Consider the following 20,636-nt stretch of genomic DNA (forward strand, 5'->3'; position numbering starts at 1 on the left):
ACCCTGCCGGTCAATGATCAAGGCCCATTGTTGTAACATGCATTGGGTGGCTCCTCTCATAAGCAGTTCATAGCAACTGCACTATGGCGCATTGCGACGCCGATTGATGCAGGAGCCATCCACCCCATCCGCACAGCGGGCCTTGATGTTGTGCGCAGCGAAGGTGCGCAAAGGAGCGTAGGGGGCTCCGGGTCGATGAAGGGTAGCCATTTGGTTTCGGATGCCTTGATCAAGAACTTACTTGACCAAATCCATATAATTTCAATATTCATGAAGTATGGAATCAATACTCACAAACCGACTCGCTATTCTCAGTCATCCTCAGCGGATGGCGGTGTTCCGGCTGCTCATGCGCCGCTGTCCAGATGAACTGCCAGCTGGTGAAATTGCCGAAGCCTTGGACTTCAAGGCCAGCACCGCATCGGTCTACCTGTCTGCCCTGACTCAGGCAGGTCTCATCTCACAGCGTCGGGACGGGACGCGGCTACTCTATGCCATCAATCTCGACGCAGCCCGTGAGGTTGTTGCAGGTCTGTTTGTCGATTGTTGTCGCGGACGGGCGGACCTTTGCCCGCCACAATTTTCTGATCTTCTCAGGAGTATCTCTCCCATGACTGACAAGAAGTTCAACGTCCTCTTCGTTTGCACCGGAAACTCTGCCCGCTCGATTTTTGCAGAGACCATTTTGCGCGATAAGGTGGGCGACACGTTCATAGCCTATTCGGCAGGCACCGCGCATCGCTCGGAGCTGAACCCTTTTGCGGTAGAACTGCTTAAATCAAAGGGGCATGACGTGTCGCTTTTGCGGTCCAAGAACATTGAGGAATTCCAAGGTGTCGACGCTCCGCGCATGGATTTTGTCTTTACCGTCTGTGACCGTGCCGCCAATGAGGAATGCCCCACTTGGCCCGGTCAGCCCGTCTCTGGTCACTGGGGTATGCCGGACCCTGTAAAGGCTGAAGGAACCGATGCGGCAAAGCGTCTTGCGTTCCACCAGACCTACGGGGCGCTGCACAACCGCATCATGGCATTCTCCGCGTTGCCGTTCGAGAATTTGGACCGTGGATCGCTACAAAAACACGTCGATCAGATCGGCAAAGAAACTGCCAAACAGGAATAATCAGTTATGACCACCTATGCTATCAACGGCCTTGGCCGCATCGGTAAACTCGCCCTTCGCCCGCTTTTGGAGCGCGGCGCAAAAATTGCATTTATCAACGACGCGGTTGGTGATCCCGCGATGCATGCACATCTGCTCGCATTTGATTCTGTCCATGGGCGTTGGCCTGCTGTGTTTGAGGCTGATGATAGTTCGGTCAGCATCGACGGGATTCGCATTCCTGTCACCAGCACCCGCAATCTGGAAGAGTTACCGCTGGACGGCGTGGATGTGATGATTGATTGCACAGGCGCGTTCAAGACAGAGGCCAAGCTGGCCCCCTATTTTGCTGCGGGCGTGAAAAAGGTTGTCGTCTCAGCGCCGGTCAAAGACGGGCCGACGGCCAACATCGTCTATGGGGTAAACGATGACATTTACGACACGGACACCCACCAGATTGTTACGGCGGCAAGCTGCACGACCAACTGCCTCGCGCCTGTGGTGAAGGTTCTTCTCGAAGGGATCGGTATCAAGCACGGCTCAATCACGACGATCCACGATGTGACCAACACGCAAACGATTGTGGATCGCCCCGCCAAGGATCTGCGCCGCGCGCGGTCAGCGCTGACCAACCTTATCCCGACCACAACTGGCTCTGCTACGGCGATCACGCTGATCTATCCCGAGTTGAAGGGCAAGTTGAATGGCCATGCGGTGCGGGTGCCGCTTTTGAACGCGTCCATCACGGATTGCGTGTTTGAAATGGCCCGTGAAACGACTGTGGAAGAGGTGAACGGATTGTTCAAAGCTGCCGCTGAAGGGCCGCTGAAAGGTATCCTTGGTTATGAAACCCGCCCCTTGGTCTCATCTGATTATGCCAATGATCAACGCAGCGGTATCATTGATGCACCGTCAACGATGGTCGTGAACGGCACCCAGCTCAAAGTCTACGCGTGGTATGACAATGAATATGGCTATGCGTATCGCCTGGTTGATGTGGCTCTGATGGTGGGCGGCAAGCTGTGACACGGCCACCAGAACGGGCCGCAGGGTTCGCCGCCTACATCACGGTGACAGCCGCCTATTGGGCATTCATGCTAACGGATGGAGCATTGAGGATGCTGGTCCTGCTTCACTTTCACACGCTCGGTTTTTCGCCGGTGCAGCTGGCCTATCTGTTTGTGCTGTATGAGATCGCAGGTGTGGTGACCAACCTGTCCGCAGGTTGGATCGCGGCACGGTTTGGACTGACGTCGACGCTTTATATGGGGTTGTCGTTGCAGGTTGTGGCGCTATTGGCTCTTACCCAGCTTGATCCAGTGTGGAGCATCACCGCATCTGTGGTGTTTGTAATGCTGGTACAGGGCCTGTCTGGCGTGGCCAAGGATTTGGCCAAGATGAGTTCCAAGAGCGCGGTGAAAATCCTTGCGCCGACGACGGGCGGAGGACTGTTCCGCTGGGTTGCGACCCTGACCGGATCAAAGAATGCCGTGAAAGGCAGCGGCTTTCTATTGGGCGCAGTATTGCTCGCCGTCTTTGGGTTCGTTCTTTCGGTCCTGACGATGGCAGCAATCCTTTTCCTCATCCTGATCGGAGTGGTGATCGGCATGCCAACGGGCCTGCCAGTGGGACGCAAGGACGCAAAGTTCACTGAAGTGTTCTCCAAGAACCGCAACATCAACTGGCTCAGTGCTGCACGGCTGTTCCTCTTCGGGGCAAGGGACGTATGGTTTGTGGTCGGTATCCCGATCTATTTTTATGCGGTGTTGTCGGATGGCAGCACTGAGGGCAACCGAGCAGCCTTCTTCATGATAGGGACGTTTATGGCCGTCTGGACGATCCTTTATGGCATCGTCCAAGGCTCGGCACCGCGCATCCTCAGGGCGACGTCCAGATCAGAAGCGGAAATTCTGGTACTGGCAAAACGGTGGGTTGGTCTGCTTGTCATTGTGCCTGCTTTCCTTGCCGGTCTGGTCTGGCTGGTTCCCGAACCGTCCAATATGCTGACAGCAACGATTGTCTTGGGCCTATTGGTGTTCGGCGGCATCTTCGCTGTAAACTCAGCCCTTCATTCGTTTCTCATCCTCAGCTTTACGGATGCAAAACGGGTCACGATGGATGTGGGCTTTTATTACATGGCCAATGCTGCGGGCCGATTGGTTGGCACAGTCCTGTCCGGAATCACATATCAGTTGGGTGGGCTCTCACTCTGCCTCGGCACCGCCGCCGTGATGATTGGTCTTAGCTGGGTCGGAACATCGCAACTTAAAGCGCCAAAAACCGATAAAGCTGCTGCGTAAATATTTTTGAAAAGAACCTCGCTGTCTGGATTGCACTGGAGATGTTTGCGGAGGTTCTGGGCGGTTGCGGCGAGGAGAAACTCTTCATTTGCACCGCATGGGCCACGTAATCGCAGGCGTCCCAGCCCGAGGATGCGTTTGAGGTGTGCGAAGAGCATTTCCACCTTTTTGCGGAAGCCGATCGCATACTGTTTCGTCGGTTGCGTCACTCTTGGATGGATTCCAAGTAGTAGGCGATCGATAGAATGCGGCCGCGAACAACGGCTTCGCCGCCATAGGGGCCATAGTCTTCTGCCTCGACCTCGAACTGTTGTCCCCAAACCGGCATCGGGTTGCCATGCCCTCTGATGGACTGGCGCCCGTCAATTGCATGAATGACTTTGAGCATCGGGAAGACGCCCTCATTCTCGGCGGACAACCTTGTCAACGCCGGTACTTCGACGGTGAGCAATTCTGCTATCGGTCCGCCGCCTCGCCCATCCACGCCATGGCACGTTGCGCAAGCATTGATGTATGCCGCATGCCCCGCATCGTCCGCATTGGCAACGTTTGATGTGCTAACGAAGCCGCCAAAAACCGCCGCAAATAACCCTAAGACCTTCATTGTTACCTCCCCAGTATGATGGTTTATTGGATCACCATAAAGCCAACGAAGTTGCTGGAGTTGACAAAAATCAAAACGGGGGTTGTTCTTGGACTGACTGAAAGCTGCCGTTGGCGCAACCGCAGCGAAATTACACTATGTCCGCATTGCAGACCTCGGTGTTCCTGCCCGCGCAAACGACCCAAAGCAAAACGCCCTCAGCCTTCCGCTTTTTCCTCAAGCACCAGCCATTCGGCCTCTGCATCCTGTAGTTTTTCGTTCCGCTCGATCAGCGCGTCGGTGGCCTTTTGGAACTTTACCGGATTGTCGGTATAAAGCGCCGGATCACTCATCAGCTCTTCCAGCTTGGCAATCTCGGCCTCAAGACGCGCGATCTCGGCGGGCAATGCCTCAAGACGGTGTTTTTCGGTAAAGCTAAGCCCCTTTTGCGCGGATGCTTTCGGCTTATCACCCTTTGCCCCCGGCTTGGCCTTGGCAATCACGCTTTGGTCAAAGTCATCCTGCTGGCGCTGCGCCAGATAATCGGTCCAACCGCCGGCATAAACCGTAGCCTTACCGTCACCCTCCATCGCGATGGTGGTCGCCGCAACGCGGTCAAGGAAGTCACGGTCGTGGCTGACCAGCAGCACGGTACCGTCATAGGTCGACAGCAATTCCTGCATCAAATCAAGGGTTTCAACGTCCAGATCGTTTGTAGGTTCATCGAGCACCAGCATGTTGCTGGACCGGGCCATGATCTTGGCCAGCAGCAATCGCGCCTTTTCCCCACCGGACAGTGACCGCACAGGCGCACGCGCTTGGGCTTCGTCAAACAGAAATTCTTTCAGATAGCCGACCACATGTTTGGGCATACCGCGCACCAAAATCTGGTCCGCCTTGCCCGACACCCGCATCTCGGGATCGCCTGTCAGGCTATCCCACAACGACATGTCGCCATCCAACTGCGCGCGGGCTTGGTCAAACAATGCAATCTCAAGGTTGGTGCCCAGCTTGATCGTGCCGCTGTCGGGTTCTTCCTTGCCGATCAGCATGTTCAGCAGCGTTGTTTTGCCGACACCGTTCGGTCCGACCAAGGCAATCCGGTCGCCGCGCTGAATGGTGATGTCAAAGGGACGCAGAATCGTCTTACCGCCAAAGGCCTTGGTGATGCCTGTCGCCTCGACCACCTTGCGGCCCGACTTGGGCCCGGCTTCCAGCGCCATTGCCGCCGTGCCCTGCCGCGTAATCTGGCTGGCGCGTTCGGCGCGCAAATCCTGCAAGGCGCGCACGCGGCCTTGGTTGCGCTTGCGCCGTGCAGAAATACCTTCGACAGCCCAGCGTGCTTCTGCCTTGATCTTGCGATTCAGCTTGTGGCGCTGCGTGTCCTCTTCTTCCCACATCTGATCGCGCCATGCCTCAAACCCGCCAAAGCCGATTTCCTGCCGGCGGGTCACACCGCGGTCGATCCACAGCGTTGCACGGGTCAATTCGCGCAAAAACGCCCTATCGTGAGAAATAATAACGAAAGCGGCACGCGTGGTTTTCAGCTCGTCTTCCAACCAGCGGATCGCCTCGATGTCCAAGTGGTTGGTTGGTTCGTCCAACAACATCAACTCGGGCTCGGATGCCATCAACCGCGCCAAGGCTGCGCGACGACGTTCACCACCACTGGCGGTGCTGACGGGACGTGCAGGGTCGAACTTCAAACCCTCGCCCGCGCGTTCAACCTTGTACATCTCTGACGGATCAAGCCCGTGGGACGCGAAATCGCCCAAGGTCTCGAAACCCGTCAGGTCCGGGTCTTGTTCCATATAGCCGACAGATACGCCGGGGCCGACGATAACGTCGCCGCTGTCAGGCTCAACAATACCAGCCATGACTTTCATCAACGTGGATTTACCCGAGCCGTTTCGCCCGACCAACGCCAACCGGTCGCCCGGTTGAACGACCAAAGACATATCTTCGAATACGGGATCGCCGCCGAAAGTCAGCGTGATCTCGTTCACTTGTAAAAGGGGTGCGCGTGCCATGGCAGCCAGCTATATCTGCGCTGCGTCGGGGTCAATGACCCTCGTTCCAAATGGCCCTAAATCCTCGCCGAAGGCATGGAATCTTTTCAGGCCAAGCCGCGCAGCAAGCGTTTGCGGTTCTCGGGGATCGCATCAATCTCAAGCCCGGTGAACACATGCAGCGTTTTCATGTGCTGGTCGACAACCGCATGATCACTGACCCAGCCGCCCATCAGCAAATAGGTCCGCAGCAAAGGCGGCATGTGTTGCATGGCTTTTTGCAGGTCCGGCTGTGCCCGCGCGTGATCCGCGAATCGTACTGGATCGCTTGCCTTTTCGGCCGGTCGCCAGACCGCAGGCCCCAAATGCCGCGCCCGCAGCAGCGCGAAACTATCTGCATAGTCAGCAACCACCCTGCCCGCAAAGGACGAACAGCCAAACATCAGCTTGATCCCGCACGCATCGACGAACCGCGTCAAAGCTGCCCACGCCATGCGTACGATGTCAGGGTCACTGGCGTCTGGATGCACACAAAACCGCCCCAGCTCCATCATCTGGCCATCGAACCCCGACAGACCGGATAAGTCATAAAATTGCGCGGCATAGCTTTGCTCTAACTGCGCGCCGATGAAAACACGGGTCCGAAAGCAACAGACGATCTGACCGTTCCTAAGATCGCGCACAAGGATCTGGTGCTGGGTGGTGTCGAATGCATCACGGTCGTGGGTGACATCCAGCCCGAATGCCAATGCCCGCAGTGCCTGAGCAGCTTCAATGTCCTGATCGGACCGCGCGACAAACACCTCATGTGTGCCCCGCACAAGGCCCATCACATCAACGTTTTTGGGTGTCGCCTTGCGGTGCAAAGGCGCGGACCCTAGCCCGCAAGCCCCGCCGGGTTGAAACGCCCGATATTGCCCAAAAGCTGGCGAATAAAGGACCTGTCCCGAACCGATGAACTGGTCACGCGGCGGTCCAGCGTGATGACATTGCCGCGCTCAAGGCCAAAGCGCTCGACGTTCTCGACCACGCCTTGTGCGTTAAAGCTGACGGCGACGACTTCGCGCTCGATCTCTTTGGGGGCCAGAAACCCGACCGCCCTGCGCCGCGACCGCACATAGTAATAGCCAGAGTTGGTCAACAGACCTGCCGACGCAGGGACGCCAACGGTTTGAGCCACCGTATCGCGGGTGTCCTGGCCAATCGAAATCTTGTCCAGATCTTCCTGGGGGGGAATATAGCCGTGATTCTTGTATTGCGGCGCACACCCCCCCAGCATCAGACCAGCCCCCACAACAGCGGCAGCAAACAGTGTCTTTATGACATGGCGATCTTTACGCATTCTTTAGTGCCCTCTTGCCCTTAGGGATCATGGCTTTTATCTCGCATACACCAAGCACCCCCTATGGTTCAAGAAACGAAAGCACATCATCATGTCTCGCACGCCCCCAAGCCCCACAGCATTGCGTGTCGCAGAGCTGCCGCAAAACGCACAAACGCCTTTCTCCGTACGCCCCGATGCCGACGCCCTGCGGGAAATCGCCCTAGAACTGGGGCTGACATCGGTGCGTAAATTATCCTTTCAAGGCACGCTGACCGCCCTTGGCCGCACCGATTGGCAGCTAGATGCGCGCCTTGGTGCCACCGTCATCCAGCCCTGCGTGGTCTCGCTTGAGCCGGTGATGACCCGCATCGACACCGATATCACGCGGCTTTTCGTCAAGGATTACGTTGAACCCGACGAACCAGAGGCCGAAATGCCCGAAGATGACCGCTCGGAACCGCTGGGCGCTTGGATCGACCCCGTCATTGTGATGATCGAAGCCCTCGCGCTTGAGGTGCCGGAATACCCCCGCGCCAATGGTGCCGAGCTGGGAGAGCTGGTCTATACCAAGCCTGGCGATGCCCCGATGACAGACGCAGACGCGCGCCCCTTTGCCGGCTTGGCGGATTTACGCCAAGCGTTGAAAGACGATAAGGACTAAAACACACGTAATTGCTTTAAAATCGGGGTTGCATCGATATTGTTTAGCAGTATTTTGCGCCTCTCACCCCAATTAAGGTTGGACATCGGATAGGCTTAGGCCTAAACGCACGTCACGCCCAAACCGGGAGTTGATCTGAAACACGGTCGTCTTTGGCTACATGCCGCTGAACGACCCCGAAGGCAAAGGCACCAGATATGGCTGTCCAACAGAATAAAGTTTCCAAATCGCGTCGCAACAATCGCCGCGCGCACGACTCGCTGACCGCTGCGAACCCTAACGAATGCCCAAACTGTGGTGAGCTGAAGCGCCCACACCACATTTGTGCCGCTTGTGGTCACTATGATGACAACGAAGTCGTCGCGATGGCCGAAGAAGTCGATCTCGACGAAGACGCAGCGTAAGCTGATACAGTCAACCGCAGCATAAAGAGGCTTCGCAAAAGATGACGGCCATGTCCGATCAGGCTCAAGCGAAAGCTCAGCGTACCGTCATTTCAGTTGATGCGATGGGGGGCGATCAGGGCCCGGCAATTGTTGTTGCCGGGTGTGCTGAATCTGCTGCGAAAAATCCGGACATTAGTTTTGTCCTGCACGGCCCCGCCGAGACGCTCGACCCTTTAGTGGCCAAGCGTCCCGAATTACGGGGCCGTTGCACTGTGCGTGATGCACAGGGTGTCGTCACGATGGATGACAAACCCAGCAATGTCGTGCGTAACGGCAAGGACACATCCATGTGGTCCGCAATCGAATCCGTCCGCTCGCGCGAGGCTTCGGTTGCAGTCAGCTGTGGCAACACGGGCGCGCTGATGGCGCTGTCGATGATCCGCCTGAGAAAGCTGCCCGGCGTGAACCGGCCCGCGATTGCGGTCCTGTACCCGTCCACGAATCCCCAAGGCTTTAACGTTCTGCTGGACGTTGGTGCGGATGTCCGCGCCGATGCCGATGATCTGCTGCGGTATGCGCTGATGGGTAATTCCTATGCGCGCAACGGGATGGACATAAAGCGCCCCCGTGTCGGTTTGCTGAATGTCGGGACCGAAGAACACAAAGGCCGCGCCGAGCTAAAAGAAGCGCATGAGCTGATTCGCGATGCCGCCGACGACGCCGAATTCGATTTCGTCGGCTTTGTTGAGGGCGGCGATATCGCGGGCAACGCCGCTGATGTGATCGTCACTGACGGTTTTACCGGCAATATTGCGATCAAAACAGGCGAAGGCACTGCAACCTTGATCAGCGGCGGCTTGCGCACGGCCTTCAAAAACTCGATCTGGTCTCGGATGGCCTCTGTATTGGCCTATTCATCGTTGCGCCGGGTCAGCAAGCGCTTTGACCCACGCCGCGTCAATGGCGGCGTCTTTCTGGGCCTGAACGGTACTGTTGTAAAATCCCATGGTGCGGCCGATGCAACCGGCGTATCCTCGGCCATCAAACTGGCTGCGCGCTTGGCGGAAAGTGAATTTACCAACCGGTTGGCGGCGCGTGTTGCAGCAGCCTCGCCGGTGAAAGAGACGGAAACATGACCCTACGGGCAGTTGTAATCGGTGCCGGGCACTATTTGCCGGAACGTGTTGTAGAAAATGCCGAATTCGAAGGCAAGATCGATACGGATGATGCCTGGATCAGGTCCCGGTCCGGGATCGAACGCCGTCATTTCGTATCTGGCGATGAAACCACATCCACGATGGCCACGGCGGCTGCTCTTGCGGCCCTCAAACAGGCAGACAAGACCCCTGCCGACGTCGATGCGATCATTCTGGCCACCTCCACCGCCGATCTGACCTTCCCCTCTGCCGCTACCATGGTGCAAGCGCAGCTTGGCATGGAAACCGGCTTTGCTTTTGATGTGCAGGCTGTCTGCGCCGGATTTATCTTTGCCCTGTCAAACGCCAATGCCCTGATTGTATCGGGTCAAGCCAAACGGGTTCTGGTCATCGGGGCCGAAACATTCAGCAAGATCATGGACTGGACCGACCGCAGCACCAGCGTTTTGTTCGGTGACGGTGCCGGCGCTTTGCTGTTGGAAGCCCAAGAAGGCAACGGCACCCCGCAAGATCGCGGAATCCTGTCCACTGATCTGAATTCCGACGGGCGCTACCGCGATCTGCTATATGTAGACGGCGGCGTCAGCACTGGCACGACCGGCTATCTGCGCATGCAGGGCAATCAGGTTTTCCGCCACGCTGTTGAAAAGCTAGCCTCGACCGCGACCACCGCAATGGAGCGCGCAGGCGTTACGGCAGATGACATCGACTGGGTCGTGCCGCATCAGGCAAATATCCGGATTATTCAAGGCACTGCCAAGAAATTGAACCTGTCTATGGATCAGGTCGTGGTGACGGTTCAGGACCACGGAAACACCTCTGCCGCATCGATTCCACTTGCCCTTTCGGTCGGACAAGAACGCGGCCAGATCAAAAATGGCGACCTTCTGGTAACCGAAGCCATCGGCGGCGGTTTGGCTTGGGGCGCTGTCGTCATACGCTGGTAAAACGGCTTTTTGTCGCGCAAACAGGACCTTACAGCCCATAGTTGTTGACTTGCAAAAACGGGGCGGCCTATGTTGGAGAAAATAAGCATGGGGGATGGGATGGCTGACAAGACCTTGACGCGGATGGATCTAAGCGAAGCTGTGTTTCGCGAGGTAGGTCTTTCCCGAAACGAAAGCGCGCAATTGGTAGAATCCGTACTGGATCACATGTCCGACGCATTGGTGGAAGGCGAACAGGTCAAGATCTCGTCTTTCGGGACATTCTCGGTGCGGGAAAAATCCGCCCGCGTCGGTCGCAATCCGAAAACCGGCGAAGAAGTCCCGATCAATCCCCGCCGCGTGCTGACCTTCCGCCCCTCGCATTTAATGAAGGACCGCGTTGCCGACGGCAACAAGCGTTAAACCGATGCCCAAATCTGCGGATGCGTTCCGAACAATTTCCGAAGTAGCGGATTGGCTTGAGATTCAGGCCCACGTGCTGCGGTTTTGGGAAAGTAAATTCACCCAAGTTAAACCGATTAAACGCGCGGGCGGACGGCGCTATTACCGCCCCGCCGATATGCTTTTATTGGGCGGTATCAAGCGCTTGCTGCATGATGATGGCCTGACGATCAAAGGCGTTCAGAAAATTCTGCGCGAAGAAGGGATGAGCCATGTCGCTGCCCTCTCGGCCCCCTTGGATGAACTAACCCAAGCCGATCTGAACCAAAGCGATCAAAACACGATCGACATGTCTGATTCAGCGCCGCAAGATCAAACGCTTGGTTTGAAAGACCCTGTGGTTGAAAGCGTCGTGCTGCCCTTCGGGGCCGCCCGCCCCGATAAAACGCCCGAAGAAGCCCCAAAGGAGACGCAAGCGGATCTAGGTTCCGATCCAAAAAGCGCGCCCATCGAAACTGCGGCGGAAAACACCGCCGATACGGTCCCGGGGCTCCTTCCCGCAGCTCCTTCGCAAACACCCGACACACAGCCTGGCCCACCCGAGGTAGCACAGGCAGACATCGCGTCATCAGCGCCTGAAGACGCCCCAGAACCCGCAGATGAACCCGCAATTGAACCGGCCCCCGCCGCAGTTGCTAATACAAGCGATTCTGCTGCGGCGACCCCAACGCCACAACCACCAAGCGATTCTGACAGGCCCGCATCATCGACCCTTGGCCAAGATGAAGGCGCGGTAGAAATCACGCCCGATACCACGACTGACGCGTCAAAGATGCCGACAGATGCCGAAACAGCCCAAAAAGATGCGTCGGCTGATCACAGCCCGCCAGAAGCAGCGGCAGACAGCCCGACATTTTTGCGCCGCCCTGCGGCCGAGCCCGATAGCCCCCCCGCAGAGGCAGCTCAGGCCAAGTCCGAGCCTGCCCCCCAATCACCGACACCCGCTGTCGAACGCAAGCCCCGCATCATAGAATTGCCCCTGATTCCCGACGAAGCTGATATGCCCGCAGCCCCCGGCGGCCTTGCCGCGATCCTGACCTGCACAGAATTATCGCCAGAAACAGCGCAGAAAATCGCCCCCATGCTTGCGCAACTGCAAGCTTTGCGGAATTCGATGACCTCTGAACAGAACCCTCGGGCAAAAGACTGAACTCACGATGCGCTTTGCGGCAATTCCCCCTTGCGCACCGGTGATTATCAGGTATGAAACGCCTCATGTCGGGCTATGGCGCAGCCTGGTAGCGCGTCCGTCTGGGGGACGGAAGGTCGCAGGTTCGAGTCCTGCTAGCCCGACCAACCGACATAAAACAAACGCCCGCGCCTGTAACGGTGCGGGCGTTTGCATTTGAAAGGTCCAGCCATGGGCGGTGTAATCCCAAACCAGCAAATCAGCGAAATGATCAACGCAGGCCAGATCATAGGGTCGCCCGCAGTTGATCCCGCCCAGATCCAACCCGCGAGCCTTGATTTGCGTTTGGGCAGCGTCGCCTACCGCGTCCGCGCGTCATTTCTAGCAGGGCATGGGGCCAAGGTTGCGGACCGCCTAAGCGAATTCGAAATGCACCGCGTCGATCTGACCAATGGTGCCGTTCTGGAAAAAGGCTGCGTCTACGTCGTGCCGTTGATGGAAACGCTGTCCCTGCCCGCCGACATTTCCGCAGTGGCGAATGCCAAAAGCTCGACCGGCAGGCTTGACCTGCTGACCCGCACCATCACCGACGGCGGTACCGAATTCGACCGCATCGAGGCAGGTTATACTGGTCCGCTTTATGCTGAAATCTGCCCGCGCTCCTTCTCGGTGCTGGTGCGCCCCGGTATGCGCCTCAACCAGATTCGTTTTTCCGCGGGTGATGCCACATTGGACGACAACGCGTTGCGCGCCCTGCATGCCGCGACACCCCTTGTTGATGGCCATGCGGTGATTGACGACGGTCTCGGCTTCTCGGTTGATCTGCGCCTGCCCGGCACGACATTGGTCGGCTACCGTGCAAAACCGCATACCGGTGTGATTGATCTGGACAATATCGGCCACTACGCACCTGCCGATTATTGGGAGGAAGTCCACAGCGAGAACGGTCAAATCATCCTCGACCCCGGCGCATTCTATATCCTAGTAAGCCGCGAAGCCGTCACGATTCCACCCGAATATGCCGCAGAAATGGCCCCGTACCTTGCAATGGTTGGCGAATTCAGGGTGCATTACGCAGGCTTCTTTGATCCGGGCTTTGGCCATAAATCGTCGGGGGGCGCAGGCTCACGCGGCGTCCTCGAAGTTCGCTGCCACGAAGCACCGTTCGTGCTTGAACACGGACAGGTCGTTGGCCGCTTGGTCTATGAGAAAATGGCTCAGGTCCCTACGCAGCTTTACGGTGAGGGAATCGCATCAAACTACCAAGGTCAAGGCCTCAAACTCAGCAAACATTTTCGCACAGCACGCTGATCGCGGCATGCCGGGCTTCTCTTGCTTTCAAATATCCCGGGGGACGCCCATCAGGGCGGGGGGCAGCGCCCCCAAACAGCGTTTAAAACCGGTTCAAACGCCGCATGTTTTTCAACATATCGCGTGATTGCTTGCCCTGCTCACGCCCCGCATGTTCACGGCGCGCATCCTCTTCTGACGATAGCTGGGCTTGCTGACCTTTACCATTCTTGCCTTTGCCGATTTTGGATGCTTGGTGAAATCCAAAATCGACGCCCTTATTGATCAACCGGCCCATGACGCGGCGCATGATCATATTTACAATCTGGTTCATTCTTTACCTCGTTTACACGTGGGAATTTATATCTTGGTTACAATATAGCGACCAATACGGCATTTTCAGGCCCGTTATAGAATTAATCTTCGAACAGCTCGCTTTGCCCCTCGGTTGCCTCGTCCTCGTCCTCATCGCCGATCATCATCGGAATCGCCCCAAAGGCGGGTCGGTTCTCAAGCAAACCGGCCGACCGCAATTCCTTAAGTCCCGGCAGGTCACGCGGGCTTTCCAGCCCGAAATGTGACAAGAACTCTTGCGTCACAACAAAGGTTACGGGCCGCCCTGGTGTCATCTTGCGACGGCCAAAGCGAATCCATTCAAGTTCCAATAACTGATCCAATGTGCCGCGCGACACGGACACGCCCCTGATTTCCTCGATCTCGGCGCGTGTCGCGGGTTGGTGATAGGCAATGATCGCCAAGGTCTCGATCGCCGCGCGCGAAAGTTTCCGTATCTCGACGGTCTCTTTTTGCATCAGATACCCAAGGTCGGCGGCCGTGCGTATCGCATAGGCATCGCCGATCTTGGCAACCTGCACCCCGCGCCCTTCATAGCGCTTGCGCAAATGTACCATCGCCTCGGCGGCATCGCAGCCATGGGGCAAACGCGCTTCGATCTCGCGCAAGGTGATGGGTTCCGAGGTCGCGAACAAGATCGCCTCAAGCATGCGTTCCTGTTCCGCCATAAGCGGCGCATCAAACAGGCTTTCTTCTTTTTCTTCAAACGGTTCAGCCACGACCTTCAGCCCTTTTCCGCAATTCTATCGGGGTAAACATACCTGTCTGCCTGATCTCAAGATGGCCTTCTTTTACCAATTCAAGCGATGCTGCAAATGTCGCCGCCGTGGCCGACCGACGCATCACCGGATCGCCGTCCCACCCTTCGGGCAGATAGCTGGTCAGATCACCCCAATCGCCGGCAAAGCCGATCAGACCACGCATACGTTCCAGCGCCTGCTCCATCGTGAAGACCTTCTCGCGGTCCATCACAAAGGGACGGAAATCGTCGCGGGTTCGAATGCGGGCATAACCTTGCATCAAATCCAGCAGCGTCGCGGTATAGGTGACACGGCGGGTGCGCTTGACCTCTTGGGTTTGACCCCGCGCAAAGAAATCGCGGCCCAGCTGGTCGCGCGCCATCAGTCGGGCAGCGGCATCCCGCATCGCCTGTAAACGCTCCAGCTGAAACGCCAGATGCGCGGCAAGCTCCTCTCCAGAGGGGCCTTCTTCGGTCGGATCTGGCGGCAGCAGCAGACGCGATTTAAGAAACGCCAACCATGCGGCCATGACCAGATAGTCAGCCGCCAGTTCCAGCCGCAATGCTTTGGCTTTTTCGACAAACAAAAGATATTGCCGCGCCAGTTGAAGCACCGAGATTTTGCGCAGATCAACCTTTTGCGTGCGGCTGAGGGTCAGCAGCAGATCAAGAGGGCCTTCGAAACCGTCCACATCCACGATCAGGGCTTCAGCGGCCAACCGTTCGGCGACCGAAGCCTTGTCTTCATCAAACAGCGTATCAGCCATGCAAGCCCCCGCCCAAAAGCGCATCAAGCTTCGCAGTCAGGGCGGGAATGTCAATCTCGTCAGGGGTTCTGCGTGCATTCAGCGCGCGAACAGCGCGGGTTTGGGCCGCGTCCGTCATCTCGCCTGCGGCATCGGCGACGGCAGCACGATCAGAGAGCGCGGCGTTGCAATACAAGATCACATCGCACCCTGCCGCCAGCGCATCACGGCTGATCTGATCCACCGCCCCGTCCAGCGCCTTCATTGAGATATCATCGGTCATGATCAGATTATCGAAGCCGATTTCGCTGCGGATCACGTCCATCATCACAGGCGACAGCGTCGCAGGGCGCGGGTCAATCGCGTCATAGACCAAATGCGCTGTCATCCCCATCGGCAGGTCGTTCAGCGCCTTGAAGGGGGCGAAATCGTGGGCTGTCAGCGTCGCGTGGTCGGCCCCCACCAAGGGCAAATTGAAATGGCTGTCCATCGTCGCCCGTCCATGGCCGGGAATGTGTTTCACCACAGGCAGCACGCCGCCGTCCAGCATGCCATCTGCCGCCGCGCGCCCCAATGCAGCGACCTGATCGGGATCGGTACCATAGCAGCGATTGTACAAAAATTCATGGGTTTGCGGCCCGGCCACATCCACCATCGGCGCGCAATTACTGTCGATGCCTAGGCCGAATAATTCATCTGCAATCAGGCGGAATCTGATATACATCGCCTGCGCCGCATCAGCGCCTGCCGCCTGCACAAACGTCATCGGCGGTGTCCAGTCGCGCCAGACTGGCCCGCGCAAACGTTGCACCCGACCGCCTTCCTGATCGATGGTAATCACTGCATTATGGCCCGCCGCCTCGCGCAGTTCGGCGCATAGGGCACGCACCTGATCAGGGGTGTCGATATTGCGGGCGAACAGGATAAACCCAAAGGGTTTGACCGCCCGAAACAGCGCCTTTTCATCCGGCGTCAACCGCAGACCTGTCGCATCCAGAATGGTCGCGCCGTACCGCATCAGCGGGTAACGACAGGGATACAATCCGCATTCTCTGCGACCAAAGCCGAACAGAACCGCCGCGCGTCCGCGATGTCTTCAAAGCCGTGGGCCCGGAGGCGATAGAACGTTCGGCCCCCACTGCTGGCTTCTTGGACGATGCGGGATTTACCCTCAAGATACGCGCTGAACCGACCGTTCAACTTGTCCCACTGGGCGCGCGCGATTTCAGGGGTATCAAACGCCCCAAGCTGCACCAGACGCGTGCCAGACGGCAATGAGTCGCCATCCATGTCATTCACGCTTGTCGATGCAGCTGCAGGCGCAAAGGAGGCGGGCGTCACAGCCGCGCGCGTTGCAGGCCGTGTCTTGGGGCGCAAAGACGACTTTACCCCCGGCTCTGCAACCATCGCCACAGCAATAGCATTCGATACCGACATCTCAAGCGTGTCCATATCGACGGTCGCACTTGCCATGATAGGCTCAAGCGACGCTTCGTCGTTCTCCATCGTGTCCAGACCGTCGGTCAACTGGGCCACAAGACCGTCAACATCGCCGCGTTTCAACGCAGCGGAAACATCCGGCGTCTCGTTTGTTGTCTGTGGCGCAGATGCAACCATGGCAACCGGAACAGGCTGGTCTTCATCCTCGAGCATCAAAGGCTGCGGGGCTAGAATGACACGGTCCGCTAGTGCGCTGGCCGTGCCTTCGGATGCAACGGCATTGACCGAAAGCCCCTGATTGGTCGCCAGTTGGCCACCCGGATCCTTGGGCCGCACCCGCATGTCGCCCTGTGCGGCACGGACCACGGGGATGCCGGATACATCGCGCACGAGCAGCTTGTAGCCCCATACACCGATGCCAACGACGAGGGCGACCGACATCGCAGCCCCCACAACATTCGTGAGCTTTCCCAATGCGTTAGCCCCCTGCGCAGGGGGAACATACATGTCTGATTCAACTTGGTATCCCCCACCATGGGGGGAGGTTGTGTAATCTGCCATTTCTGCCTCACTGCCCGCCGCTCGTTTCATCGGCACGGGTCTGTCATCTGAAGTTGCCTGTCCGCCGGGCGTGCGTTTAACGCATCTCTTCCGCTGGTGTCACACCCAGAATACCAAGACCTGACGCAATTACAATCGCTGTGGCTTGTGCCAGCGCGATTTTTGCCTGCGACACCGCGGCGTCATCCTGCAAAAAGCGCAGCGAAGGCACATCATTGCCCCGGTTCCACAGCCCGTGAAAGTCGCCTGCAAGTTCATACAGATAGAACGCAACGCGGTGCGGTTCATTGCTGCGCGCCGCGGTTTCAACCAAGCGTGGCCATTCGGCCAGCTTGGCAGCCAGCTTCAGCTCTGCCTCGTGATCCAGCAGGCCAAGGTCTGCGGCCTGCAAGGTGGCCATGTCAGTGGCCACGCCGGCTTCTGCCGCTTTGCGCAGCACGGAATTGACCCGCGCATGGGCGTATTGCACATAAAACACCGGGTTTTCGCGGGATTGCTCCAAGACCTTGGCAAAATCGAAATCCAGCATCGCATCATTCTTGCGCGTCAGCATTACAAAGCGCGTCACATCCGAGCCAACCTGATCGACCACATCGCGCAGGGTCACAAAGGTCCCTGCCCGCTTGGACATCTTGAATTCCTTGCCGTCCTTGAACAGCTTCACCAGCTGCGTCAGCTTGATGTCCAGCGGCACAGTGCCCCCCGACAGCGCTGATACAGCCGCTTTCATCCGTTTGACGTACCCGCCATGATCCGCGCCAAAGACGTCGATCAACATGTCGAACCCGCGCTGCACCTTGTCATAGTGATACGCGATATCGGGCGCGAAATAGGTCCAGCCGCCATCGGATTTCATCACGGGCCGGTCTACGTCATCGCCGTGTTCGGTGGATTTGAACAACGTCTGCTCGCGCGGTTCCCAGTCTTCGGGCAGCTTGCCTTTTGGGGGCTCAAGAACACCCTCATAGATCAGGCCTTTGGATTTCAAATCGTTGATCGCGGCTTCGATCTTGCCGGTGCCGTACAGCGATTTTTCGGAATAAAATACATCCATTTCAACGCCCAAAGACGCCAGGTCATCGCGGATCAGCTTCATCATTTCTTCGGTGGCAAAGTTGCGCACATCTTCCAGCCAGACGCTTTCGTCCTGGTCGATATACGCGTCACCAACCTTGGCCTTCAGGGCCTCGCCAGCCTCGATCAGGTAATCGCCGGGATACGTGCCATCGGGGAACGCGACCTCTTGGCCATGTGCCTCAAGATAGCGCAGGTATACCGACCGCGCCAAGACATCGACCTGCGCCCCACCATCGTTGATGTAGTATTCGCGGGTAACGTCAAAGCCCGCGAAATCCAGCAGACTTGCCAGCGCATCGCCAAATACCGCGCCGCGCGTGTGACCGACATGCAGTGGCCCCGTCGGGTTCGCCGAAACATATTCAACGTTGACCCGCTTGCCTTTGCCCAAATCACCGCGTCCGAAATCAGTGCCCTTGGCCAGAACCGCGGCCACGACACCCTGCCAGACAGACGGGGCAAGCCGCAGGTTCAAGAACCCCGGCCCCGCCACATCAGCCGAGTTTATACGCGCGTCTTCGACCAGCTTGGCAGCAAGCTTTTCGGCAATCTCGCGCGGCTTCATGCCAGCAGGCTTGGCCAATACCATCGCGGCATTGGTCGCCATATCGCCATGTGCGGCATCGCGCGGCGGTTCAACCGCAATCGCATCAAAGTTCAGGCCTTGGGGCAAAAACCCGTCAGCGACCAGCGCATCAAGCGTGGACAGCACAAGCGTGCGGATATCGGCAAATAGGTTCATAACGGGGTTCCTTCGTCTTGGCCTCGTGTATCACCTGAAAAAGCCCTGACAATCAAGCGGGGTTCGACCCAAATGCAACACTCGCCGACAGGTCATTGCCGATCAGACGGTCATGTTCCTGAATGGCAAAGCGGTCCGTCATGCCGGAAATGTAATCGCTGACAATCCGGGCCAGGGCAGTATCCCCGTCGACATCGTCCACATCCTTGCGCCATTGCTTTGGCAACTGGTCGGGATGGGCCATAAAATAGGGGAACAGGTCTTCGACCATCTGCGTGACCTGCTTGCGCATGATGACCACCGACGGGGCACGATACATACGTTCAAACAAAAAGGCGCGGATCACCTTGAGGTCTTCGAACACCGGATCGGAAAAACGGATCAACGTGCGCCCCGCCATCCGAATATCCGTCGCAGTTTGTGGCTGCATTTCATCCAGACGGATGCGGGCAAAGTTGATCACATCCTCGACCAGCACGCCAAAAAACCTCCGTAATGCTTCGTGGCGCCGCCGATAATAGTTCAAACCGGGGTATAATCTGTCCACTTCGGCAAAGTTGCGATCCAGAATAGGCAGTTCAGCCAGCTCATCCGTCGAAAACAGCTCTGCCCGCAGACCGTCATGCAAATCATGATGGTTATAGGCCACATCATCTGCAATCGCCGCGACTTGCGCCTCGGCACTGGCATAAGTGCCCAGTTCCAGATCATGCTTGCGGCCATAAACCTCCAACGCCCACGGCAGCGCGCCCGTGACAGGGCCATTGTGCTTGGCCAACCCTTCCAAGGTTTCCCAAGTCAGGTTCAGCCCGTCGAATTCCGCATAGTGCCGCTCAAGGTCAGTGACAATCCGGATGGCCTGCGCATTGTGATCAAACCCGCCATAAGGGGCCATCAAGGCCTGCAACGCGTCCTCTCCGGTATGGCCAAACGGGGGATGGCCCAGATCATGGGCCAATGCGACCGCCTCGGTCAGTTCGGCGTTCAAGCCCAACGCGCCGGAAATCGTGCGTGCCACTTGCGCCACCTCGATCGAATGGGTCAGCCGCGTGCGGTAATAATCGCCTTCATGCTCGATAAAGACCTGAGTCTTATGCTTGAGCCGCCGAAAGGCGCTGGCATGGATAATCCGGTCGCGATCCCGCTGGAAACACGACCGAAATGTGCTTTCCTCTTCCGGCATCAACCGTCCCCGGGTCGCTGCTGGATCAGAGGCAAAAGATGCGCGCATGATATGAGGTCCTTGTGGCCTGTCCTGCGGGTTTCTATATTGCAAGCAACGACAGATGGAAACCGATCACACCGGAGCCCGAAAAATGAACCTGCCCCCCAAAGTCACCTCCCGCGCTTTTGACCGCCTTGCGGAAATTGGTGCCGCCGCAGATGGAAAAGCATTGCGCGTCGCTGTCGAAGGCGGCGGCTGTTCCGGCTTTCAATATGACATCGCACTTGATGCGCCCAAAGAGGATGACCTCATTCTCGAAGGCGCTGGCCAAAAAGTTGTGGTCGACAGCATATCATTGCCATTCCTGACCAATGCCGTCATCGATTTTTCAGAAGAACTGATCGGCGCGCGCTTTGTCATCGAAAACCCCAACGCGACCAGCGCCTGCGGCTGCGGCACATCCTTCTCGATGTAACGCGACTGCCC

Annotated in this window: 22 protein-coding genes, 1 tRNA gene and 1 pseudogene; 12 read left to right on the forward strand and 12 right to left on the reverse strand. The window is 57.6% G+C overall.

Translation table 11 applies throughout. The features are described from left to right. Positions 1-277: 277 nt before the first annotated feature. The 3 genes from ABYT07_RS06275 to arsJ are packed head-to-tail and all read left to right on the forward strand — an operon-like array spanning position 278 to position 3,399. The gene (locus ABYT07_RS06275; protein WP_372990187.1) at positions 278-1,120 is read left to right on the forward strand and encodes a metalloregulator ArsR/SmtB family transcription factor; all 843 of its coding nucleotides are present in this window, start codon (positions 278-280) and stop codon (positions 1,118-1,120) included. A 6-nt stretch (positions 1,121-1,126) separates the two neighbouring features. Then, complete coding sequence (locus tag ABYT07_RS06280; protein ID WP_372990189.1) at positions 1,127-2,125, forward strand: ArsJ-associated glyceraldehyde-3-phosphate dehydrogenase; 999 nt, start codon at positions 1,127-1,129, stop codon at positions 2,123-2,125. After that, positions 2,122-3,399, forward strand: a complete 1,278-nt coding sequence (gene arsJ / locus ABYT07_RS06285; protein ID WP_372990191.1) for an organoarsenical effux MFS transporter ArsJ — start codon at positions 2,122-2,124, stop codon at positions 3,397-3,399. Before ABYT07_RS06280 ends, arsJ begins: the two co-directional genes overlap by 4 nt. A 26-nt stretch (positions 3,400-3,425) precedes the next feature. Here the strand turns inward: arsJ and ABYT07_RS06290 are convergent. The 5 genes and pseudogenes from ABYT07_RS06290 to ABYT07_RS06310 all read right to left on the reverse strand — a co-directional run. Then, positions 3,426-3,572 (reverse strand): annotated as a pseudogene (locus ABYT07_RS06290) (transposase); the annotation flags it as partial. 32 nt (positions 3,573-3,604) lie between these two features. Beyond that, entirely contained in the window at positions 3,605-4,003 is a 399-nt protein-coding gene (locus tag ABYT07_RS06295) for a cytochrome c (protein WP_372990192.1), read from the reverse strand. A gap of 197 nt (positions 4,004-4,200) precedes the next feature. After that, positions 4,201-6,012: an ABC-F family ATP-binding cassette domain-containing protein gene (locus ABYT07_RS06300; RefSeq protein ID WP_372990193.1), complete on the reverse strand. Its 1,812-nt coding sequence runs from the start codon at positions 6,010-6,012 to the stop codon at positions 4,201-4,203. Between the two features lie 86 nt (positions 6,013-6,098). After that, a complete protein-coding gene (locus ABYT07_RS06305) occupies positions 6,099-6,821 on the reverse strand; it encodes a GNAT family N-acetyltransferase (protein WP_372990216.1) in 723 nt (240 codons plus the stop codon). Between the two features lie 47 nt (positions 6,822-6,868). Further along, positions 6,869-7,333 carry an outer membrane protein assembly factor BamE gene (locus tag ABYT07_RS06310; RefSeq protein WP_372990194.1) on the reverse strand — a complete coding sequence of 155 codons (465 nt, stop codon included), beginning with the start codon at positions 7,331-7,333 and terminating at the stop codon, positions 6,869-6,871. Positions 7,334-7,424: 91 nt separating this feature from the next. Between ABYT07_RS06310 and ABYT07_RS06315 the strand changes: the two genes are divergently transcribed. The 8 genes from ABYT07_RS06315 (at position 7,425) to ABYT07_RS06350 (ending at position 13,347) form a co-directional block, all read left to right on the forward strand. Next, positions 7,425-7,976: a DUF177 domain-containing protein gene (locus tag ABYT07_RS06315; RefSeq protein ID WP_372990195.1), complete on the forward strand. Its 552-nt coding sequence runs from the start codon at positions 7,425-7,427 to the stop codon at positions 7,974-7,976. 197 nt (positions 7,977-8,173) lie between these two features. Beyond that, entirely contained in the window at positions 8,174-8,380 is a 207-nt protein-coding gene (gene rpmF, locus ABYT07_RS06320; protein WP_372990196.1) for a 50S ribosomal protein L32, read from the forward strand. Positions 8,381-8,421: 41 nt separating this feature from the next. After that, entirely contained in the window at positions 8,422-9,498 is a 1,077-nt protein-coding gene (gene plsX / locus ABYT07_RS06325) for a phosphate acyltransferase PlsX (protein ID WP_372990197.1), read from the forward strand. Further along, positions 9,495-10,466 carry a beta-ketoacyl-ACP synthase III gene (locus ABYT07_RS06330; protein ID WP_372990198.1) on the forward strand — a complete coding sequence of 324 codons (972 nt, stop codon included), beginning with the start codon at positions 9,495-9,497 and terminating at the stop codon, positions 10,464-10,466. Before plsX ends, ABYT07_RS06330 begins: the two co-directional genes overlap by 4 nt. 99 nt (positions 10,467-10,565) lie before the next feature. Further along, on the forward strand, positions 10,566-10,868 hold the full coding sequence (ihfA, locus tag ABYT07_RS06335) for an integration host factor subunit alpha (protein ID WP_372990199.1): 303 nt from the start codon (positions 10,566-10,568) through the stop codon (positions 10,866-10,868). A gap of 4 nt (positions 10,869-10,872) precedes the next feature. Next, positions 10,873-12,057: a MerR family transcriptional regulator gene (locus tag ABYT07_RS06340; RefSeq protein WP_372990200.1), complete on the forward strand. Its 1,185-nt coding sequence runs from the start codon at positions 10,873-10,875 to the stop codon at positions 12,055-12,057. A 69-nt stretch (positions 12,058-12,126) separates the two neighbouring features. Then, positions 12,127-12,203, forward strand: a tRNA-Pro gene (locus tag ABYT07_RS06345). A gap of 64 nt (positions 12,204-12,267) precedes the next feature. Next, the gene (locus ABYT07_RS06350; RefSeq protein ID WP_372990201.1) at positions 12,268-13,347 is read left to right on the forward strand and encodes a 2'-deoxycytidine 5'-triphosphate deaminase; all 1,080 of its coding nucleotides are present in this window, start codon (positions 12,268-12,270) and stop codon (positions 13,345-13,347) included. Between the two features lie 82 nt (positions 13,348-13,429). Here the strand turns inward: ABYT07_RS06350 and ABYT07_RS06355 are convergent, their stop codons facing one another. The 7 genes from ABYT07_RS06355 to ABYT07_RS06385 all read right to left on the reverse strand — a co-directional run bounded on the left by ABYT07_RS06355 (position 13,430) and on the right by ABYT07_RS06385 (position 20,216). Next, positions 13,430-13,660 carry a hypothetical protein gene (locus ABYT07_RS06355; RefSeq protein ID WP_372990202.1) on the reverse strand — a complete coding sequence of 77 codons (231 nt, stop codon included), beginning with the start codon at positions 13,658-13,660 and terminating at the stop codon, positions 13,430-13,432. An 82-nt stretch (positions 13,661-13,742) separates the two neighbouring features. After that, positions 13,743-14,399, reverse strand: a complete 657-nt coding sequence (gene scpB / locus ABYT07_RS06360) for an SMC-Scp complex subunit ScpB (RefSeq protein WP_372990203.1) — start codon at positions 14,397-14,399, stop codon at positions 13,743-13,745. After that, positions 14,392-15,186 carry a ScpA family protein gene (locus ABYT07_RS06365; protein WP_372990204.1) on the reverse strand — a complete coding sequence of 265 codons (795 nt, stop codon included), beginning with the start codon at positions 15,184-15,186 and terminating at the stop codon, positions 14,392-14,394. The genes scpB and ABYT07_RS06365 overlap by 8 nt, the downstream gene beginning before the upstream one ends. Continuing rightward, the gene (nagZ, locus tag ABYT07_RS06370) at positions 15,179-16,183 is read right to left on the reverse strand and encodes a beta-N-acetylhexosaminidase (protein WP_372990217.1); all 1,005 of its coding nucleotides are present in this window, start codon (positions 16,181-16,183) and stop codon (positions 15,179-15,181) included. Before nagZ ends, ABYT07_RS06365 begins: the two co-directional genes overlap by 8 nt. Next, positions 16,183-17,166 carry an SPOR domain-containing protein gene (locus ABYT07_RS06375; RefSeq protein WP_372990205.1) on the reverse strand — a complete coding sequence of 328 codons (984 nt, stop codon included), beginning with the start codon at positions 17,164-17,166 and terminating at the stop codon, positions 16,183-16,185. Before ABYT07_RS06375 ends, nagZ begins: the two co-directional genes overlap by 1 nt. Positions 17,167-17,242: 76 nt before the next feature. After that, positions 17,243-18,985, reverse strand: coding sequence for an arginine--tRNA ligase (gene argS, locus ABYT07_RS06380; protein ID WP_372990206.1), 1,743 nt, complete (start codon positions 18,983-18,985; stop codon positions 17,243-17,245). Between the two features lie 52 nt (positions 18,986-19,037). Next, a complete protein-coding gene (locus ABYT07_RS06385) occupies positions 19,038-20,216 on the reverse strand; it encodes a deoxyguanosinetriphosphate triphosphohydrolase (RefSeq protein WP_372990207.1) in 1,179 nt (392 codons plus the stop codon). 85 nt (positions 20,217-20,301) lie between these two features. Between ABYT07_RS06385 and ABYT07_RS06390 the strand changes: the two genes are divergently transcribed. Beyond that, positions 20,302-20,625, forward strand: coding sequence for a HesB/IscA family protein (locus ABYT07_RS06390; RefSeq protein ID WP_372990218.1), 324 nt, complete (start codon positions 20,302-20,304; stop codon positions 20,623-20,625). Positions 20,626-20,636 lie beyond the last annotated feature (11 nt).

The sequence above is a fragment of the Sulfitobacter sp. genome (genome assembly GCF_041552635.1).
In the GTDB taxonomy this organism is placed as follows: domain Bacteria; phylum Pseudomonadota; class Alphaproteobacteria; order Rhodobacterales; family Rhodobacteraceae; genus Sulfitobacter.